The organism is Paenibacillus sp. FSL H8-0280 (genome assembly GCF_045040665.1).
In the GTDB taxonomy this organism is placed as follows: domain Bacteria; phylum Bacillota; class Bacilli; order Paenibacillales; family Paenibacillaceae; genus Paenibacillus; species Paenibacillus xylanexedens_A.
The window spans coordinates 889,309-909,899 of record NZ_CP150296.1; the positions used below are offsets into that span (position 1 = coordinate 889,309).

The window sequence follows — 20,591 nt, forward strand, 5'->3', positions numbered from 1 at the left end:
AATGGGAGAGATATAAGAATGAAGATAAAAGCAGGTTTGTATATCGGAATTGCGATGGTGTTTATTATTGGAGGTTCACTTCTTGCGGTTAAAGGGAAGGATGCTGTAAGTCAGGCCGAGAGCCGGAAACAAGGCATACTTGAGGCAGAACAAACGACTTTATTTTATCAGAATAGTCCCGGGACGATTGCAGAGGTTGGTGCATCTACGGGGGACTTTGTGAAAGAGGGAGAGGTTCTTCTCAAAGTGAAATCAGCAGGGGAGGGAGATGTGGATGTACTCGCACCGTATGACGGGTTGGTTGACCGAGTTGCTGTAAAGCAGGGGGATCAAGTCCAAGCAGGAGTCCCGCTAGCAGTTGTGCAAAAGAATACGTATTACACCGACCTTTACATACAGGAAAGTGAAATTCAACAGCTTGCAGTGAATCAAAGCATTGATGTTCATTTCCCTTATTTGGATCAGCCAACGCAGGTGAAGGGGAGCGTTACTTCCATCTCAACTGCTCCTCAGTTTGCGAACTTGCGTATGTCGCGGGAAAAAGGGCAAGCCGATTTGAGCATGTTTCTGGTCCGAATATCGATGGATTCGAATACCGATTTGCTTCCGGGGATGACGGCAGAGGTGAAACTTGATGAAATCACTGATTGACGAGTGGAAGTACGTCGTAGGCAGTAAGTATATACGGCTAATTTTTATTGGGCCAATGATTGCAGCCTTATTTTTCGGCTTAATGTTCTCGCAGAATCAACTCAGTAAATCACCAGTTGTGGTCATTGATGAGGATCATAGCGAATATTCACGGCAGTTGATCTCCAAAATAAATGCGTCACAATACATGAGCGTCAAGAGTGTATATGCGAGCCGAATGAGTCCAGAAACTTTACTTGCTAACGAGCAGGCTGTAGCGGTCATTATGCTTCCCAATCAATTGGGACTGCGTCAACAACAAGGGAAATCGACGAATATCGGTATCTTGATGGATAACACGATGCCCTCGGGGCTGACCGGTATTCGTACTGCAATTCAGGAGATCATCCAGACGGAAAATATGACCCTTTCCATGACACGTTTGATCCAAAAAGGGATGGATGCCGAGACAGCTAAAGGGATCGTGTCCCCGTTATCCCTTCAGCAGCGGATGCTGTTTAATCCAACCTCCAGTTATGTTGGTTTTATGGTACTTGGATTTGTGAATATCGTAGTATTGATGATTACAACAAGTGCAGCGGGCTCAATTGTACCCCGGCTTCGTCAGGAAGGGAAACTGTTTGCAAACGGAAAGTCACCTTTTCAACTATGGGTTCGGAGTGTACCTTACGCTGTGTTGAGTTCACTTTCACTGCTTCTATCCTATGGATTATTAAAGCAGGTGGGGGGAATGCGGTTTGAAGCAGAGGCTTATCTTTTTATCATTCCGTTAGTTGTTTATGCTGTTGCTTTGTCACTCATGGGTATGCTGATTGGATACACTGCCAAAGATATGTCGAAAGTAAGCCTACGAACCAGTTTTGTATTGTATCCCTCCTTTCTGGCTACGGGAATTCAATTAACGCCGCTGGCGTTCCCAGAACCGTTCCAAATGTTCGCATGGGCATTACCCATGAACTGGCTTAACCGTCTGATTCGTGGAATGGCGTTTAGGGACGGGGCGCTGACAGCCTACAGTCAGGAGTTGGGGGCATTGCTGATTATTATTGGCGGAGTGTCCTTGTTTATGGGATTACTGTTTCTGCGGGAAACAAGGAAAGTTTCTTCCAGCAGAGCACCCCTGTTGAATACGGATATATTGCCGAGCAGTAGTTAATTATTTAAGAATCGTTAAACAACGAAAAAAGGCGCACGGGAGTCATTCCTGTTGCGTCTTTTTGTTTTCTTTTTAGATCTCATCGTGTCTCTCATACGGCGAGCTATTTTCCATCGTTGAGGTCTTTATACAATTGTTCTTCGTAAGCTTTCACACGATCGCTATCCATCTCTTCTACACCAGTAAATACATTTTTTGTGTTGTGATAAAAAGCAAGAGCGAAGTCTCTGACGACGTGAACATCGTGATGTTCTAGTGCAATCGATTGAAACAGATTGCTTAACATATATTCAGCATTTGAGCCGTCTTTTAGATAATTGAAACTCATAAATTCTTGAAGGACATGATACTTAAATTCTTCGAGTTCCTCAGTAGTAGGATTGTATTCCCGAGCAAGCTTTTCTGTTGCTTCGGCTTTTTCTGTAGGTGATTGATCGCTTTTAGCTAGTTCGTTCACTGATGTCTGCCAATCTATTGCTGCTTGCTCCGTCTGTTCGACGGAACCAGTTGTAGATGCTTCATCTGTTACCACATCTGTATTTTCAATCTGTGATACTGCTGTACTGACTTGTTTAGTTTCCTCTGTTTTTGTCACGTTGCACGCACTTATGAGAGAGGACAAAACAAGAATGGATAAAACGAGTATTGATTTCTTCACAATATTTCCTCCATTGGTATGTAATCTTAGTTAGTCTACCAGACTAAAGGTTATGTTACTATGTTCAGTGAAATCGTATTCAAAAAATGGATCGTGATAAAGAGGGAAATAACATAGATTGATTCTCATTAGTCGTCATCATTATATGATATAATTTTTGACTGAGAGTACAGAAATGGAGAGCAAGAACGGCTTGATCCAGCTACTCCATAGCTGCACCCAGTTGTGACCTACTGCTCAGATGAAAACTTCCAAGGGAGCACTGATTTTTAGGATACAGAGCTGCACGCAGATAAAATTATTTATTATGGGAGTTGTCTAACGAATCATGAATAAAAAAGAAGTCGCGCATATACGCAAGCAGTTTAAACTCGATCACGATCTACTGAATATTTACGATATTCTCAACGTGTATATTACGAAGGAAACCAATGAGGTCTATCACTGGGAGCGTCACCCGTTCGAACTGGTGGATAGAGAGAAACAGGAGCTGTACATGGGCAATTTCAAAAAATTGCTGACAGGTGATTTGGATCAGAAGTTATTTGAACTAAAGTTCCAGGAAGCGGCGGAGGACCCGGCACAGGTACTGCTTCACCAGGCGCTGGTAACAGGTGATCCGGATGAATGGCAGGATCTGATGCTGCTGCTCGTGGATCGAATGTTGGTGGATACGAAGTTTGAGCGGGACATGGTAGCTACGTTCGTGCGTGGACAGTATTATCTGCCGACCAAGGCTAGAAACGAAGCCACGGAAGAGAGTGAGAAGAACGAGGTGTTCGCCCATCCGTTCATTCTGTGCAGCGTGAACTCTACGGAGAAACAGCGGAAGACACTCCTGTTTGATTACGTGGAGAGAGAATTCAAATACAACATTATTGTCGATCCGATTATCAAATTAAGCACGCCAGAGCAAGGGTTCCTGTACCCTAGCGTGACGGACAACTACTCCGATGTGAATCGTGTACTGTATTGTACAGGGAAATCGAATTTCCCGGATCCGCATTTTGTTGAAAATGTATTGAATGGAGAAAGATCCGTAACCGCACTGGAAGAACGGGCGATCTTCGAAGATATCGTCAAGGAAGTGGCCGGTGAACAGCTCGATTCAGCCACCATTGCACATGTATACGAGGAGATCAACCGAGTCATCGAGATTAACGAAGAGTCCCATGAGGAAGAGCCTCCGAAGCTGGATTATAAAGATCTGGAACGTGTACTGACCGCAAGCGGTATAGAGGATCTGACAACAGAGAAAGTAGAACGTGCCTTCGAAACGATCGTTGACAACAAGAATTATGAGATGAAAGCGACCAGTGTTATGCCGAAGTTTACGTCCAAGTCCATTAAGATTGAGACCAAGGTTGCTACGATTTCGGTTAGCCCGCAAGACCTGAGATATGTGAAACAGGTGAACTATCAAGGCAGACGTTGCATCATGATTGAAGTGGACGAAGATGTTGTGATTGAAGGATTTACGCTCAATACCGAAAAACTTATAAATGAGGATTGATCGTAGACCATGATGAAGTAAAATCATCGGACAAGTACGAATGAACGTCCATCTATTGCAAAAAGCCCATCCTAAGGCATTATCGCCAAGGCATGGGCTTTTTTGCTGTTTCATGACTGCCGCAGAAGTTGTTTGATATCCGCTGCCGGACTGGAGCCAAGCTCCTCTTTGAGCAATTCCTCCAGCACCAGATACTGGCGCTGCGCTTCGGTTCTTCGTCCAAGCGATAGGTACAACAGGATGATCTCGCGATGAATATCTTCCCGAATCGAATCAATCTGGAGGATACGTTCAAAATAATACAGCGCCCGTAACGGCTCGCCTGCCTTCGCGTGATAGTGGGCCGCAGTTTCCATCGTCATGATGAAATCCAGTTCCAGCTGTCTGGACCACGCAAAAGCCCACTCATAATGCCTTCCTTTCAGAAGTTCACCCGTATACAACGTATCCATCCGCTCGAAGAGCTCGGGGCGATGTGCCGAGGCCTGACGCATCTGCCGGAACAAAGTCTCGAACTCGTACAGATCACAGTTAATCGCTTCCCGGTCGATACGGATACCGTTTCTGTCCTTGAGAATGATCGGCACGTCACTGTTATCGCCGATGGCACGCCGCACGTAGTACAGTGTGGAATTGATGTTCGTCCAGGCCTTCTGCGGACTGAGGTCCTTCCACAACGTATCAGCCAAAGCATCGCGGGTGGTTGATTTGGTATACAGCAAGAATGCCAGCAATTCTTCCGTCTTGGGCGTTCTAAGCTTGATGGGACTGTCTGCTCCGGCTCCGCCGAACACGGTGAATTCACCGAACAGACGAACGTTCAGTTTGGGTCCAGGCACCGCTGGTTCAGGTGTTGTCACGGACTTGTTAAGCTTTTCCTGCAACCGTTTGATGCTGCGGTTCAGTCGCTCAGCCGTGACCGGCTTGATGACGTAATCGATCACCTCTTTGTCGAAGGCCTGCACCGCATATTCCTCATATCCAGTCACCAGCACGATTGGAAGTGAAGGATGATGTTTACGCAATTCACCAATGAGTTGCATACCTGAGATGCGAGGCATCGTAATGTCCAGAAATGCCGCATCGAAGCTATTCTCTGCCGCATATTCACAGGCTTCCTCCGGGTCATGAAACGCACGAGATACCTCGACTTCACCACTTTCTGTCAAAATACGATTCAGTCGCTTCAGCGACAAATCCTCATCGTCCACGATGATGACTTTCATCTTCATGTTTTATAACCCCCGTTCCCATCTGTGCTTAGACGTTGATTTGGAAGATCAAAGGTAATCCGCGTTCCCTCGCCGTCCAGACTTTCCATCTGAAGGTGTCTGCCATACAGCAGGTTCAACCGGCTGGAGATATTCCATAGTCCCACGCCGTTACTGCCATCGGTAGATTGCCGAATTTCATCCATCCGTTCCCTGGTTATACCAATTCCGTTGTCCTCGATGGTGAACCGTGTTTCCGTATCATTCAGATTACGTATAGACAACATGACGCGGCCCCCGTGAATGCTGGACATCAGGCCGTGACGAATCGCGTTTTCAATCAGGGGCTGTAATGTGAGTGGTGGAATGTCCATGTTCCGGTTCACGTCCGCATCCACGTCGATGATGACCTCCAACCTTGGGCCAAAGCGAGCTTGTTCAATCGCTACATAGGCCTCGATCATCTCCAGTTCGTTCATCAGGCTTGTCTTTGAGTCCAGATGTTTAAAGTGCACACTCCGCCGTAAGTAACTCGATAATTGCAAAATCAATTGTTCTGCCCGATTCGGCGCATCCACACACAATTCGGCAATGGCGTTCAGGGCGTTATACAGAAAGTGCGGGTTCATCTGTGACCGCAAAAAAGATATTTCCGCATCTCGCGCAGCTTGCACGGATGTTTTCATCCGAGTCAAACCGCCGATCCGTGCCAGCAGTTCCTCCGATTCGAACGGCTTGGATACAAAATCATTGGCACCTTTCTCCAAGGCCAACTTCAATTGATTGGCTTTATTACTCGCCGTCAGCATGAGGACAGGCAACTCGGAAGGAGAGAAGCGCTCCCTGATCCGTTCCAGTAATTCGTAACCCGACATGTCGGGCATCATGATATCAGCAATGACGAGATGCACGGCGGGAAGCTGGTCGAGCAGTTCCAGTACCGAAGGTGAGCGTGAAGTGACCGCGTAACTGTATCCTTCCAGCTTCAAGAGATTCACTATTGTCTGCAAATTAGCTGAGTCGTCATCCACAACGATGATCCATTCGTCTTTATTCCCTTGTACAATCGTTGGTTCTTCGAACCGGAGTAGCCGATTATCAGGACCTGTAGGAGCGATGGTAAGTGGCATGACGTTGGAACGTTTCTCTCCTTTATTCTCTGCCAGCGGAAAGGTCAGGATGAACGTGGCACCCATGCCGGGTGCCGATTCCGCATGAATGGTTCCGCCGTGCAGCTCGACCAGCTTGCGCGTAATGCTCAGTCCTAGACCGGTGCCTCCAGCAACGACTGGCCCCGTATCTGCTTCCTGCTCGAACGGTAGGAAGATATGTTCCAGCTTGTCCGTACCGATACCACGGCCGGTATCGATAATGCGTATCTCCGCTTTGCCTTGCACAACCGCAGCTTTGATGCTTACCGTGCCACGTTCCGTAAACTTAACAGCATTGCCGATTAGATTATGCAAAATCTGAATCAGTCGATTGCCGTCTGCATAGATCGGCGGGAAATGCGACGGGATGCGGTTGATAAGCTCCACCTTTTTCGCGCCAAGCAGGAAGGAGTGCATACGCATGACCGATTCGACAAACGAGTACAGATCGGTCGAAGAACGGTGGAGCGGGATGTCGCCATGTTTCATTTTCGAATAATCCAGCAATTCATCGACCAGATAAGTTAATCGTCTGCCACTTCCCGTCACGATCGCCAGATTGTGCGCTTGCTCATCGGTAAGGGGACCTTCTGCGCCTTTAAGCAGGCTTTCACTGATGTTAACAATCGCGTTCAGCGGTGTTTTGAGCTCATGCGAAGTATTGGACAGGAAGTCGTCCTTCACCTTGTCCAGCAAGAGCAACTGATCTTTGAGTGTACGGACCGTACGATAGGCCTCGAAGAATCGAAGCACCGCTAGAAACAGCATCAGGATGCTGAACAGGACAATGGAAGCCTGCCCGATATTCATGTTTTCCTTGAGCGAGATCGAGAAGAGATTAATGTCCAGACAATACAGCATGATGCTTAAGAGAGCTGCGTACCACAGAAAAGTAGACAGCCGTTCGCCCTTCTCACTGGTTAGGAACTGTTTTGCACATTGATACAGCAACCAGATTAACAGCAACGTATACATAACGACGACGTAAGGTGCAGCAAGCCCATAGATGGAAATAGGCAGGAGCGTGACCATGCATAAATATGCTCCGAAGATGATCAGGATCACCGCCGTGAGCAAACCGGACAGGATGCCTGTTTTGAATCGGTAGAAGTAAAAGGTTAACAGACCCAGACATGCCACAGAGCAGAAATCTTTTAATTTATAGAGTGTGCTAAAGGAAATTTCCGTGCCCGCCATGGATAATACACGTTCGCTGATCATGCCGTTATAGAGTGCATACAGCAGACAGATTAGACCAATCAGCAGCAGGGAATCGTCCCTGTTTCGGTAGAGTGCAGACCCCAGGTAACTGATGAGGAATATGATAGAAATGGTACCCAGTACAGCAAGCGTGCCAAATTCGATAGCTGTGTTGAATTGATGTTTTTTCAGCATGGCTGCTTGTTCGCCGAAAAAGAGTGGACCCGGAATGCCAGAGTCCGTGTAATCGTAATTAGCCACCCGGATCAAAATCTCAATGTCACCGCCATGATAGGGGAAAAAGCCAATCTGGGGGGAGTTGCCTGGTCGGTAACCTGCGGATTTTGCCACGGCATGCCCGTCTTCCAGCAGCTTGTTGCCATTGATGTAGATTTCGCTAGCAAAACGGATGTTCATTTTTTTGATCGCCAGCGTTCCTTCAACAGGTGCATTACGCAGCACTAGTCGATACGTGGCGAAGCCGTGGGTAGGCAGTCGTTCTCCATTCACTTTAAGTCGATTCCAGGAGCCGGGAACGGTTGCATAGGTGTCGGGTGCTTTCGTTGGTCCAGCCTGATTCGATGTGGCAGATTCGTCAGGAAGCAATCGCTCCCAGTAAAATTCCCACTCCCCGTCCAGCTTGATCCGCTCGTCTTGTTCAGGATTCCAGGCCGAGAGGTCCAGAACACCTTGACGGGCATGAAGCGCAGCAGATTGTGGTTCTCTGATCGTTGACAGCAGCAGTACGGTAATAGCGAGTACAACAGTCAGGACAACGCCTGAAATTTTTAATAACACGAAATGCTGCTCCTTTAGAGATTGTTCAATCCTTTGGTAGCTACGGACAAAATCTCTTGTATTCTATCGGCATTGTAGCGAATATCTCTGGGGGGCGCAATCAAATTTCGACATTTTTTTCTGTTTATTGTTTGTTCATTGTGATGGAAAAGCCCGAAAGTCACCATGACTTTCGGGCTTTTTGGTACCTTTTTTATGCAGGGTTATTTCAATATGCTGTACGTGAATTCATACCCACCCCGTGAATTCCAATATTGAGGCTTTTGCAGACTGTGCTTCTGTATGAGCGCCTTTGCGCCAGGCTTTGGGTGATTCGCCCATCAGTTTGGCGAAGCAGCGGTTAAAGCTGGAGATGGATCGGAAGCCGACCTGCTCAGAGATAGACAGAATGGAGGCCTCCGTGCTTTTCAATCGCTTGCAGGCTTCTTCAATCCGGGTACTGTTCAGAAAATCAAGCGGCGTGGTTCCCATAATTTCATGGAACTTGCGGCGAAAATGCGTTGTACTCAGATGACAAAGATCAGCGAGATAATCGATGGTCACGGGCATCATATAATTTTTGGTGATAAACTCCAGCACGGGTGAGATGACCAAGTCACCTTGGAGGTCTCGTTCCCGTTCCTGATCCTGAGATGACAAGCGCTCGCTGCTCGCATGAATTCGAAGCAGTTCGATATATAGAGACATCAACAAGCCGTACGCGCTCTCCCGATAGTAGGGGGACTGCTGCTTCATTTCTTCTACGATTGATGTTGCGAGCGTATGAATTTTGGGATGCTGTTCCTTATTCAGAATGCAATTGGTTCCCTGAATAGCCCATAGATTGGGTTCAATGTGACTTTGGGCTGTTTTGAGCGAATGACGGAAGAGTTCTTCCGGTGAAAAAAAGATATAAGCCCACAGGCTGGCGTTATTAGGTGAACTGTACGTGGTGTGCGGAAGGTATCGGGGAATGAACGTGATGTCGCCTGCCCGAAAAGGCACAGATTCTCCCTTAATCTCAATGATTCCTCCATCTGAATAACAGATGCCAATCTCCATGTGGTTATGGAAATGAAGATGCTCACTCTTGATATCGGATATTCTCCAGCGGTCTCCACTGAGTAACAGGACAGGGAAATCAATGGGCAGGCTATAGTGACGATATTCAATGACCGGTTTCTTCGGTTTGGGCATGTTCGAGGACTCCTATGTATAAATGATTGAAATTGCGCAGTTTTGTTATGAATATGCTTAGATTGAGACTATTTTACTGCGTACAATGGAATAAGTAAAGCGTTTACAAAAATGGACGGACACCTCTCAGGGCGCACTTGGGGGCGTGTGCGCAGGGAGAGGGGAATAACAATGCTTCAAGTGAAATATGACAGAGATCAGATTCTACACGTAATCGAGAACGTTACCAAGAAAACACTGGATATGGATCTGACATGGGATTGGCCCGGTGGAGTGGCTTATTATGGTGTATCCAGAGCCTATCAAACGACAGGCAACCAAGAGATTCTGGACAGGCTGGTGAAATGGGCGGACGAATATATCGAGCTGGGTCTGCCAAGTTGGACGGTAAATACATGTGCCATGGGCCATGTGCTCATCACTTTATATGAAGAAACCGGGGATCAGAAATATTGGGATATTGTCCTCAGCAAAGTCGATTATCTCCAGAACCATGCGCTTCGCTTTGGAGACAATGTGCTTCAGCATACGGTATCCGTTTCCAATGATTTCCCCGAACAGGCTTGGGCGGACACCTTGTTTATGGCGGCATTTTTCCTGCTCCGCGTAGGTAGCAAATTAAAAGACGAAGCCATGATTCAGGATGCGCTGAATCAGTATTACTGGCATATCAAATACCTCCAAGATCCGAGCAGCAGTCTGTGGTATCACGGTTATAACAATATCAATAAGGACCACATGTCCGGATTTTACTGGGGAAGAGCAAACGCTTGGGGAGCCTATACGATGTCTCAAGTAAAACCTCAGCTCAACGACTGGTACCTGTATCCGCAATGTATGGATGTAGAGTGTGCACTTCGCGATCAGTTGGCGGCTCTCAAGCTGGTGCAGACCGAGAATGGCTTGTGGCGTACGGTTCTGGATGACGAAGATTCGTACGAAGAGGTGTCCGCTTCCGCGGGTATTGCAGCAGCCATGATCAATAATGGCAATCCACTGCATACGAAATATGTGCAAAAAGCATTGGAAGGCATCCTGAGCAACATTAGTGAAGATGGGCGCGTGCTTGGTGTATCTGGTGGTACGGCGGTCATGAAGGATCGGGATGGTTATCGCAATATTCCAAAAGACTGGATTCAGGGCTGGGGTCAGGGCCTGGCACTCGCTTTTCTGTCCGATATGTTGAGATAGGGAGGGAACCACATTGTCCAAACCAACCAAAGGCTCCTTTACACTACCGGGAGAATCCGGTTATGAGGCACTGACGCTGGAACTTGCCGATCGCTGGGGTGCCGATGTAATTCGAGACAGTGACGGTACAAAGTTGTCCGATGAGATTATTAATGCCGGATACGGCATCTATTCAACCATTTGCATTATTCGGGATCATAATGAGTGGGCATCCCGTAATCTGGATAAACTGCAGCAATGTTTTCTCATTACCAATCCGAAGGTCGCTGTGCAAGATTATGTATCCATCTATCTGATGGAGGACTTCTTCGCTGAACAATTCAGGGTGAATGATTCCAAAGAAGCGTTTAAATATTGGCAGGTTTATGATCGAACGACTGGGGAAGAAGTTCCTAGAGGACAGTGGAATTATGAAAGGGAATCTGGCAATGTTGTCATTACTGGCGTTGCTCCTTGGCATAAATACACGGTGAGTTTCATGGTTTATCGGATATGGGAAGAGATTTCCATGTACAATCACACGACGAATAATTGGGACAAAGAGCACCTGATGCAGATTGACCCGATCTATACAGACACCCAAACGTATCTGCTGGATTGGATGGAAAAGTGGTGCCAAGAACACCCGGAAACAACGGTTGTACGTTTTACGTCCCTATTTTATAACTTCGCCTGGATCTGGGGCAGTGATGAGCGGAACCGCCATTTGTTCTCGGATTGGGGTTCATACGATTTTACCGTAAGTTCGAGAGCACTGGATCTGTTTGCTCAAAAATATGGGTATTCACTCTCAGCCGAGGACTTTGTAAATGGCGGTAAATATCGGGTCACTCATATGCCTGCGGATCAGCGAAAGCTGGATTGGATGGCATTTATCAATGATTTTGTCATTGAATTCGGTAAAAAGTTGATTGATATTGTCCACAAACATAACAAGCTGGCGTATGTCTTCTATGATGACAGCTGGGTGGGCATGGAGCCGTACAATGATCGCTTTGAGGAATTTGGATTCGACGGCATGATCAAATGTGTGTTCTCCGGTTATGAGGCAAGAATGTGCTCAGGCGTTAAGGCTGATACCCATGAGATTCGCCTGCATCCCTACTTGTTCCCAGTTGGCTTAGGTGGGCTTCCTACCTTCAAGGAGGGCGGAGATCCTACCCTGGATGCGAAGAAATATTGGATTAATATCCGGCGTGCGCTGCTGCGTGAGTCGATTGACCGGATTGGACTGGGTGGATATTTGCATCTGGTTGAGCCTTACCCGGACTTTGTGGATTATATCGAGAAGATTGCCCATGAATTCAGGGAAATGAAAGAGCTGCATCAAGAGGGAAAACCGTATCAGATCAAAACAAAGGTAGCCGTCCTGCATAGCTGGGGCAAGTTAAGATCGTGGACCTTGTCCGGTCATTTTCATGAAACACATATGCATGATCTGATTCATGTGAATGAGGCTTTAGCCGGGTTGCCTGTTGACGTGCAGTTTATTGATTTTGATGATATTTGTCAGGGCGCATTGAAGGATGTAGATGTTGTCATCAATGCCGGCTCTGCAGGTTCAGCATGGAGCGGTGGAGAGCATTGGAGTGACCACAAGTCTGTGGACTTATTGACCCAATGGGTGTATGAGGGTGGTACCTTTATTGGCATTAACCAGCCTTCGGCAATGGACGGGTACGACAGCTATTTTAGAATGGCTCATGTGCTTGGGGTGGATGAGGATACAGGCGCCAGAGTTGTTCATGGAAAATGGTCGTATGAGGTTAGTGATGAGTATGGTTTGGTGCCTGAGGGGGCCAGCATACTTCCGAAAAATAACATTTATCTTACTGATGGCTCAGCAGCTGTAGTGAGTGAAACGGATGGTCGGATCACACTGTCCACACATGCTTTTGGAAAAGGGAAAGGGATCTATTTACCTTCCTTCGAATTCAGCTGGGAAAATACAAGACTACTTCTGAATTTGATTCGATTTGCGGGCAATGAATTCGATGAAACAAAGTACATCACGGATAACTTGTATACCGAGTGCGCGTACTACCCTGAGAGCAACATATTGGTTGTGATCAATAATAGCGATCAGGTTCAGTCCACGACGATCAATACAGAGCATGGAAAACAGACCGTGGAATTGGACCCGTACGATACGGTGATCACCAAAATTGGTTTAACAAAATCGGTGTAAGGAGCAGATATGGGTTCTATTTCATAACGAAAAAAGCTCAAGCTACGGCAATCAGCCAATGCTTGAGCTTTTGTTGTATTCAGTATCTATTAAAGTCTGTATTCCCGACTGGATTTATAAGTTAAATGCGTATTATACAAGAAATTTTATGGAAATGCAAGAGGAAAAAGATTGCTTTTACGTAGGCTATCGTTTATGCTAAAAAAAGGAAGTCTACTACATTTTAATAGGAGGTATGGGTGATGGAAAATATGATGATGATGAACATGATGATGAACATGTGTATGGAAGAAATGATGTGCAAGATGAAATCCATGAAGATGATGATGGAATGCATGGAAGACAAAAGCATGATGGAAGGCATGGACATGAATAAAATGATGTCCTGTATGCAAGAATGCGACGAAATGATGACTACAATGATGGGCATGATGAGCAACATGAAGAAAGCATCGATGTAATTATTGATGATTTATTTAATGTAAAGCTGGCGGGCTTTACATAATGCGCGGAACAGTTGACTGTACGCATCACATCAAAAGCGTAGTAAGCCTTAATCAAGGCGGGTTAAGCAGACGAACTGCAGACCGGCTTTTTTCTTTATTTATATTGAAGAATCTTCCTCGACACATCGATACGCATAAGCTTTAATTTGAACCATTGCTCCTGTAGGGAATCGGTCTGAGAACCTTCGGAAGCGACCCGCAGTTTATTAAATATTTCCAATAGCTGGTTGTTAATCCGGTCATAGTTGGCGAGCAATTCACGCAGCATAACAACCTTTCGTTCTTTCTGTAGCAATTCATCCTTCTGCTCTTGAAGCTTTTCAAGAATATCTTCAGCCCATTCCGAGTCTCCTATGGTACGGGCATAATTATATAAATCCAAATAATCGTTAACCCAAGCTTGTGTCCAAGAACTCATGGCGTTATTCACTCCAGTCGGCTTCACATTTCTATATACCGAGTATTATACCCGGAATAATATAATTTACAAGTGGATTATAGGATTTTTTGGGATAAACATAGGTATTATGGTCAATGCCCTAGTCGGTAAGCAGTTTGTCGAGCTTCATATTGTCAGGAAATAAACCTTCATGAGTTCCGATGATGTATTTCACTTCATTAAATATATATTCTGGAAAATAAATTTAAAATATACTATGTTATAGGTGGATATGATGAAGGGGTACGTTCATTGCTCAACCTTAAATATCTGGAGGGGCTGTGCCATGGTGATATGCATGGGAACAATAATGCTTCTCAACAGGGGAATCAGTTCATCCATGATGACTTTGAGTAATAACGTTGATGCTATGTAATTGTTAGAGGAGACAACGATAAGACATGAGCCGAAAGACATACTGTAAGCGTATTCAGTTTCTGGATGATTGGAGTCTCAAAACCAAGTTGTACATATTGTTCATCTTTTGTGTGCTGGTCCCTGTCCTGGTCACAAATACCGTGTTTTACCAAAGCATCAAAGGTAACATTGAAGAGAAGGAGCATAGCCGATTTAATGAAATGCAGCAAAGGATCAAGTTCAACCTGCGGAACAGTATAGACAATAGCTTGTATGTGTCCAATTTTCTCTATACCGATGGAACGCTGAACCGGTTCATGGAGTTCAAGTATCGCGATCAGGAAGACTATTATTCTGCCTACTATGATATGCTTAGCAACAACAATCTGGTCAGGTACTACTACAGCTACCAGCAGGTGAATCAAATTACGTTTTATGTTGGCAATGATACCTTTGTCAATGGAGGAAACTTCATTAAGCTGGATGATGAGGTGAAGAAAAGTGATTGGTATCAAGCGCTGATGAACACAAGCGACCATATCATGATCTATTCGTATTTTGACAAACAGCAGGCGGAGATGTCGCAAAGTCAGGGAGGACGCAAAGTAAGCATTATTCGCAAGCTGGATTACTTTGGGGAGCAACAGGTTGAAAAGGTGTTAAAGGTTGATCTGGACTACGCTTTCATCAACAAATCGCTTAAAAATGAGGGAGCAAATGGGAAGGTGTATGTCGTTTCGGATGGCAGGGTCATTTTCTCAAACGATTCAAAAATGAATCAGATGCGCAAGCCATTTAATCTGATTGCAAACAGTCCAATTGACCCTGTTCAATCCATGCAATCGATTCCCGTCGTATCCGAGGATTGGCAGATTGTCGTCAGCACGGAGAAATTGGACGTTCTGTCGGAGATTGTTAATTCGAAGCTTAATTTGACTTTACTAATTATTCTTAATCTGTTGGTTCCGACACTGCTGATCTGGTTGATATCCAGATCACTGGTCATCAGAGTTGATCGGATAGCAAAACACCTGGATCAAGTGAAGCATGAGAAATTTGAGGTGATATCGGGACCTGTGGGCAAGGACGAGATCGGCAGCCTGACCCATAGTTATAACATGATGGTCATCAAGATCAAGAACCTGATTGAGATTGTGTTTAAGGGCCAGGTGGAGCGGCAAGCCCTTGAGCTCTCCAAAAAGCAGGCGGAGCTGAAAGCCCTTCAGAGTCAGGTGAATCCCCATTTCATGTTCAACACACTTGAAACGATCCGTATGAGGAGTTTGATCAAGGACGAGCTTGAAACCTCCGATGTCATTCATAAACTGGCACTGCTGTTACGTCAGACGATCAATTGGGGCGATGATCTGATTACAATCGCAGAGGAAATCAATTTCGTGGAGAGTTATCTGAGTATCCAGCAGTATCGCTTTGGCGAAAAGCTGCAATTTGCAATCCGGATCACAGACGAATCCATTGCTGCCATGATGATACCCAAGCTAACCGTTCTCACCTTTGTGGAGAATGCTTGTATCCATGGCATTGAGGGGACGTCGAATGATGGGGTCGTGGAGGTATTATTCGAAATTCGAAGTAATGAACTGTACATTTCCATTCGAGATACCGGAGTCGGTATGGATCAGGACAAGCTGGCCTCGCTCCGCAAAATGATGCAAGACCCGAGTATGGATCGGATGAGCGAGCTTAGCAGCATTGGTATGATGAATGCATATATTCGGCTGCGGATGTATTTTGATGATTTTGTTCAGGTGCACATATTCAGTGAAAAGGGGAAGGGAACAACGGTTAGCATTCAAATTCCTCTTATGCAGGCATCTCAAGAATAAGGAGCGAGGATATGATCAACGTGCTGATTGTGGACGATGAGCCATTTATTCGCCAAGGACTTCTATTGTTAATTGATTGGGAGTCTTACGGATTTCAGATTTGCGGTCAGGCTTCCAATGGCATGCAGGCATTGGAGTGTGTACGCGCTATGCAGCCCGATCTGGTGATTTCCGACATTAAGATGCCGGAAATGGACGGATTACAGCTTGCCAAAACCTTGTACGAGCAATATAACGGTGACATCAAGCTGATTCTTCTAAGTGGATTCTATGAGTTTGGATATGCCAAGCAGGCGATTAAATACCAGGTGGATGACTACATTCTTAAGCCTATTGTGAAGACCGAACTGGTTCAGGTGCTTGAGGAGTTCAGGGTCGCATTTAATGCGCGGACGGAAGAGAAGAGATATCAGCAAAAAAAAGATCGGATTATTATGGCTCAGCATATGCAGTCAATCTTGCTTGGGGTGGCTGAGGAGGATGCTGTTACGAGTCTGCAGCCCCACTATCAAGATGCCGGCATACTGCGTTGCATCCTGATTGAGGCGGAAGCCGGTCCAGAACAGGGAACGGATTGGTGCGCTCGGGTTGAGGCATGGGTGGGCAAGCCTTTGCCGGGACAAATTTTGAAGCCGTTCACAGGTGATAAAAATGCGGTTCTGCTTATTGTTATGGACCTGATGGTGAACCGTGAGGCAGTGACCTTGGAGCAATATTTGACCCGATTACATGCCGATCTGAGCCATGGTCAAGAGGCGGCTATTGCTTGTTATGTCGGGAAGGAAGTACATGAGTTGGAGGCGCTGTACGAGTCTTATCAATCTTGCGGCATAATGAAAAGCTTACGTTTCTTCACCACTTGCAGGCCCATTTATTACTTCGAACTTATGGATACGACCTTATTTGTTAATCGGCCGGGACAGTTCGAAAAACAATTGTTTGATGGGCTAGTCAAGTGTATTGAGGAACAGCAGACGGATGAGCTATATAGTCATGCAACGGGGATTTTTCAATTTTTTCTGGATGAGCGAATCGAGCCTGGTATTGTTCGCATCCACTTGCATTATTTGGCATACACTTTGCTGGATCTCGTGAATAACGATACGGTTACTCCAGATTCCGGGCTGATGGAATCGACTTTCCTGAAGGTGAACTACGCGATGTTATCCATGGAGGAAAACATTGAACATTTATGCGAATTCTCGCTCATGTGCGCAGAGAAACTGAAGGAGCAGCAAAAGTCAAATGCGATGGGCGTATTAGCCAAAATTGAGGCCTTCATTCACGAGCATTACAGAGAAAATATCAGCCTGAAATTGCTCGGGGAGCAGTTTTACATGAATAGTGCATATCTGGGTCAGATTTTCAAAAAGCATTTCTCGATCAGCTTCAGTGATTATTTGAATCAATTGCGTATTGAGGAAGCCGCCCGGCTGTTGCGCAGAACAGATCAAAGAGTATACGAAATCGCAACAATGGTGGGATATCGGGATTCCGATTACTTTATTAGCCGGTTCGAGAAACTCATGGGGGAGACTCCTGCACAATATCGTAAAAGTGCCCATGCTGCGTACTCTCTTGATTAACATCCTGCACTCCTTGACGGAGCGGCGGGATATTTTTTTTCGCAGATGCTGGAATTAGTGGGATTCCATCTATAGTTTATCCCGTTGAGAGGGGCATGGAAGCATGATAATTTTAAGTCAGCCTTTGGAAAGCGCTTTCCAAAAAGCTTCTGTCAATATAATCGATGGAGGGGTCATGATGAAAAAGGATGTTAGAAAAAGAATCAAGTATAGTGCTCTGTTAGCTTTAATACTGGTCATCGCACTCGCTGGATGTACACCGGGATCATCCTCGAAAGGGGAAAAGACAGCAGATGGAAGGGAATTGAAACAATTTTCCGCATTTTTTGCCGTACCGGGAAAAATTGCGCCTGACGATAATCGGGTGTTAAAGGCTATTGAGGAGAAAACAGGCGTCAGAGTAACGATGGACTGGCTTACGGGCCAAACAGCCAAAGAGCGGATTGGTGTACTCATTGCAGGCGGCGAATATCCCGATTTTATCGATGGGAGTGATGGTACTCAGCAACTGGTAGCAGCAGGGGCGTTAGTACCACTTGAGGATTACATCGATAAATATCCAAACATCAAAAATTACCTGGGCGAAGACTGGAAGAAGATGAAAAATACGACGGATGGACATATCTACTTCATTCCTCAATTCGGCAATATACAAGAAAAGTCGATGAAAGTATCCCATGATGGAGAAGCGTTCTGGATTCAGAAGGCCGTACTGGAGTGGGATAATTATCCGACAATCAAAACGCTTGACCAATACTTTGACTTGATTGAACGGTATAAAGCAGCTCACCCGACCGTTGATGGTCAGCCAACAATTGGATTTGAAATTATCTCCTATGACTGGCGTTATTTCGCACTGGAGAACCCTCCGCTCTTCATGGCTGGTTATCCGAACGAAGGCGCAGCCATCGTTGATAAAGAAACGCTGACGGCTAAAAACTACAATACCATTCCTGAAGCGAAAGCATATTTCAAGAAGATCAATGAGGTATATCATCAAGGCCTGGTTGATAACGAAACCTTTACAGCAAACTATGATCAATATATATCCAAAATTTCTACCGGACGTGTGCTGGGTATGGTGGATCAAGGATGGCAGTTCCTTGACGCCGAGGCATCACTCGTGAAGCAAAAATTGTATGACAAAACCTATGTACCGTTGTCCATTACACTCTCCGAGGATGTTAAAGGGCGCTATCAGAACAATCCAATCCTTAACGTGAATGGCGGCTTGGCCATTACAAAGAGCTGCGAGGATATCGAGGGAGCACTTCAATATATTAATGATTTGTTGGACCCTGAGATGGAGGTATTGAGAACCTGGGGACAGGAAGGCGTGGATTATCAAGTCGATGACAAAGGCGTGTTCTCCAGAAATGAGGAGCAACGTGCGAATTCCAAAGATCCGGACTGGGTGCTGGCAAACACGGGAAGCCCGTTGGTCTATTTCCCGCATCATGAGGGCATGACCGCTGACGGGAAGAATGCACTTGACCCTAAGGAGCAGCCGGAGGAGTACCTTGCCACATTGAATGACATTGACAAAAAAGTGCTGAAGGCCTACGGATTCACGAAATTTACCGACTTCCTTGAGCCTGCGGAGGAAAATGAACCGTGGTTCCCAATCTATACCTATAATTTCGAACCAAATAAACCGGAGACCATCGCCAGACAGAAGATGGACGATGTAAAACGCAAATGGCTGCCAAAAGTGATTATGACTTCACCATCCGAATTTGATAAAGCCTGGGAAGAGTATCAAGCCACACTCAAGGAGAGTGCAGATATTAAAGCGTATGAAGATGCGCTGACGGAAGAAGTCCGCAGACGTATGGAACTGTGGGGGTAAAGTCCTGTCACACAGAATGGCTATGGGGAACCCCGTAGCCTTTCTTACACGCTAGATTGGGAGATTGGATAGGAATGGAATCGATTCACCCAGACTGGGTGATATAGATAAACTCGTAAGCAAGGAGAGAAAAAACATGGCCAAAAAGGAGTTGCAGCCTTCGTTAAAAACCAGCCATATCCCAGCGGGAACAAGCTGGATCGGGTACAACCTGTCCAGAATGAAAAGTCAGCGACAATTGATGTGGATGTCATTTCCGTTTATTGCGTTTATCGCTATTTTTGCGTATGGACCATTATGGGGCTGGTTGATGGCGTTTCAGAATTATAGACCGGGCATTGGTTTTATGGAGCAGGATTGGGTGGGGCTGGATCATTTTCGAACGTTATTCACGGACCCTACATTTTTACGTGTCATTCGCAATACGCTGGCGATGAGCCTGATCAGTCTGTTTCTGGGATTTGTCGGCTCGATTGGTCTGGCGCTGTTATTAAATGAACTGCGAATGGTATTGTTCAAACGTGTGGTACAGACAGTTTCCTACCTTCCACATTTCCTGTCGTGGATCATCGTAACAGGTATCGTTGCAAATGTATTGTCAACGGAAACAGGAATTGTGAATGTACTGCTGACGAAATTGGGCCTGATTGATGCACCGATCAATTTTTTTGCTGAACCCAAATACTTCTGGGGGATTGTGGGTCTGTCCAGCATGTGGAAGGAAATTGGCTGGGGCACGATTATTTATCTGGCGGCCATGGCGTCGATTAATCCGAGCTTGTACGAGGCAGCTTCCATCGACGGAGCCGGCCGCTTTCGCAAAATGTTCAATGTCACGCTTCCAAGCATCAAACCAACCATCATTATCCTGCTTATCATCAACGTTGGTAACGTACTGAACGCAGGTTTTGAGATTCAATACTTGCTGGGGAACGGACTTGTGCAGGATGTATCCGAGACAATCGACATTTTTGTTTTGAAATACGGGATTAATCTCGGTAACTACTCACTTGCCACCGCAGCAGGCATTTTCAAAAGTGTGGTCAGTCTGGTGCTCATATTTATCGCCAACGGGATTGCCAAGTCTCTTGGTGAAGAGCGATTGATATGATAA

At 45.8% G+C, this 20,591-nt stretch carries 15 protein-coding genes; 10 read left to right on the plus strand and 5 right to left on the minus strand.

From position 1 onward, the window contains the following. Positions 1-18: 18 nt before the first annotated feature. Positions 19-651 carry an HlyD family efflux transporter periplasmic adaptor subunit gene (locus tag MHI12_RS04100; RefSeq protein ID WP_405171607.1) on the plus strand — a complete coding sequence of 211 codons (633 nt, stop codon included), beginning with the start codon at positions 19-21 and terminating at the stop codon, positions 649-651. Beyond that, on the plus strand, positions 635-1,807 hold the full coding sequence (locus MHI12_RS04105) for an ABC transporter permease (protein WP_405171608.1): 1,173 nt from the start codon (positions 635-637) through the stop codon (positions 1,805-1,807). The genes MHI12_RS04100 and MHI12_RS04105 overlap by 17 nt, the downstream gene beginning before the upstream one ends. Before the next feature lie 103 nt (positions 1,808-1,910). On the opposite strand, the gene MHI12_RS04110 is transcribed toward MHI12_RS04105, so the two are convergent. Beyond that, positions 1,911-2,465: a hypothetical protein gene (locus tag MHI12_RS04110; protein ID WP_405171609.1), complete on the minus strand. Its 555-nt coding sequence runs from the start codon at positions 2,463-2,465 to the stop codon at positions 1,911-1,913. A 328-nt stretch (positions 2,466-2,793) separates the two neighbouring features. Here MHI12_RS04110 and MHI12_RS04115 point away from each other — a divergent pair, with 328 nt between their 5' ends. Further along, the gene (locus MHI12_RS04115; RefSeq protein WP_091038856.1) at positions 2,794-3,978 is read left to right on the plus strand and encodes a DUF4317 domain-containing protein; all 1,185 of its coding nucleotides are present in this window, start codon (positions 2,794-2,796) and stop codon (positions 3,976-3,978) included. A gap of 110 nt (positions 3,979-4,088) precedes the next feature. Here the strand turns inward: MHI12_RS04115 and MHI12_RS04120 are convergent, their stop codons facing one another. From MHI12_RS04120 to MHI12_RS04130, 3 genes are all read right to left on the minus strand, one after another. Then, positions 4,089-5,210 carry a response regulator gene (locus MHI12_RS04120; protein WP_405171610.1) on the minus strand — a complete coding sequence of 374 codons (1,122 nt, stop codon included), beginning with the start codon at positions 5,208-5,210 and terminating at the stop codon, positions 4,089-4,091. Next, positions 5,207-8,338 (minus strand): ATP-binding protein, encoded by a 3,132-nt coding sequence (locus MHI12_RS04125; RefSeq protein ID WP_405171611.1) that lies wholly within the window; start codon positions 8,336-8,338, stop codon positions 5,207-5,209. The genes MHI12_RS04120 and MHI12_RS04125 overlap by 4 nt, the downstream gene beginning before the upstream one ends. A 228-nt stretch (positions 8,339-8,566) precedes the next feature. Continuing rightward, positions 8,567-9,514, minus strand: a complete 948-nt coding sequence (locus MHI12_RS04130) for a helix-turn-helix domain-containing protein (RefSeq protein ID WP_405171612.1) — start codon at positions 9,512-9,514, stop codon at positions 8,567-8,569. 171 nt (positions 9,515-9,685) lie between these two features. On the opposite strand from MHI12_RS04130, the gene MHI12_RS04135 reads away from it, so the two are divergent. The 3 genes from MHI12_RS04135 (at position 9,686) to MHI12_RS04145 (ending at position 13,354) form a co-directional block, all read left to right on the plus strand. Further along, the gene (locus tag MHI12_RS04135; protein WP_405171613.1) at positions 9,686-10,705 is read left to right on the plus strand and encodes a glycoside hydrolase family 105 protein; all 1,020 of its coding nucleotides are present in this window, start codon (positions 9,686-9,688) and stop codon (positions 10,703-10,705) included. A 13-nt stretch (positions 10,706-10,718) separates the two neighbouring features. Then, positions 10,719-12,893 carry a 1,3-beta-galactosyl-N-acetylhexosamine phosphorylase gene (gene gnpA / locus MHI12_RS04140; RefSeq protein WP_405171614.1) on the plus strand — a complete coding sequence of 725 codons (2,175 nt, stop codon included), beginning with the start codon at positions 10,719-10,721 and terminating at the stop codon, positions 12,891-12,893. Between the two features lie 242 nt (positions 12,894-13,135). Next, positions 13,136-13,354, plus strand: coding sequence for a hypothetical protein (locus MHI12_RS04145; protein WP_056692804.1), 219 nt, complete (start codon positions 13,136-13,138; stop codon positions 13,352-13,354). A 139-nt stretch (positions 13,355-13,493) separates the two neighbouring features. Here the strand turns inward: MHI12_RS04145 and MHI12_RS04150 are convergent, their stop codons facing one another. Continuing rightward, the gene (locus tag MHI12_RS04150) at positions 13,494-13,817 is read right to left on the minus strand and encodes a hypothetical protein (RefSeq protein ID WP_133387345.1); all 324 of its coding nucleotides are present in this window, start codon (positions 13,815-13,817) and stop codon (positions 13,494-13,496) included. Positions 13,818-14,239: 422 nt separating this feature from the next. Between MHI12_RS04150 and MHI12_RS04155 the strand changes: the two genes are divergently transcribed. The 4 genes from MHI12_RS04155 to MHI12_RS04170 all read left to right on the plus strand — a co-directional run bounded on the left by MHI12_RS04155 (position 14,240) and on the right by MHI12_RS04170 (position 20,588). After that, entirely contained in the window at positions 14,240-16,042 is a 1,803-nt protein-coding gene (locus MHI12_RS04155) for a sensor histidine kinase (protein WP_405171615.1), read from the plus strand. Between the two features lie 11 nt (positions 16,043-16,053). Further along, on the plus strand, positions 16,054-17,628 hold the full coding sequence (locus MHI12_RS04160) for a response regulator (RefSeq protein ID WP_405171616.1): 1,575 nt from the start codon (positions 16,054-16,056) through the stop codon (positions 17,626-17,628). Positions 17,629-17,803: 175 nt separating this feature from the next. Next, the gene (locus MHI12_RS04165) at positions 17,804-19,477 is read left to right on the plus strand and encodes an extracellular solute-binding protein (protein ID WP_405171617.1); all 1,674 of its coding nucleotides are present in this window, start codon (positions 17,804-17,806) and stop codon (positions 19,475-19,477) included. 136 nt (positions 19,478-19,613) lie between these two features. Beyond that, positions 19,614-20,588 carry a sugar ABC transporter permease gene (locus MHI12_RS04170; protein WP_249913521.1) on the plus strand — a complete coding sequence of 325 codons (975 nt, stop codon included), beginning with the start codon at positions 19,614-19,616 and terminating at the stop codon, positions 20,586-20,588. Positions 20,589-20,591: the final 3 nt, after the last annotated feature.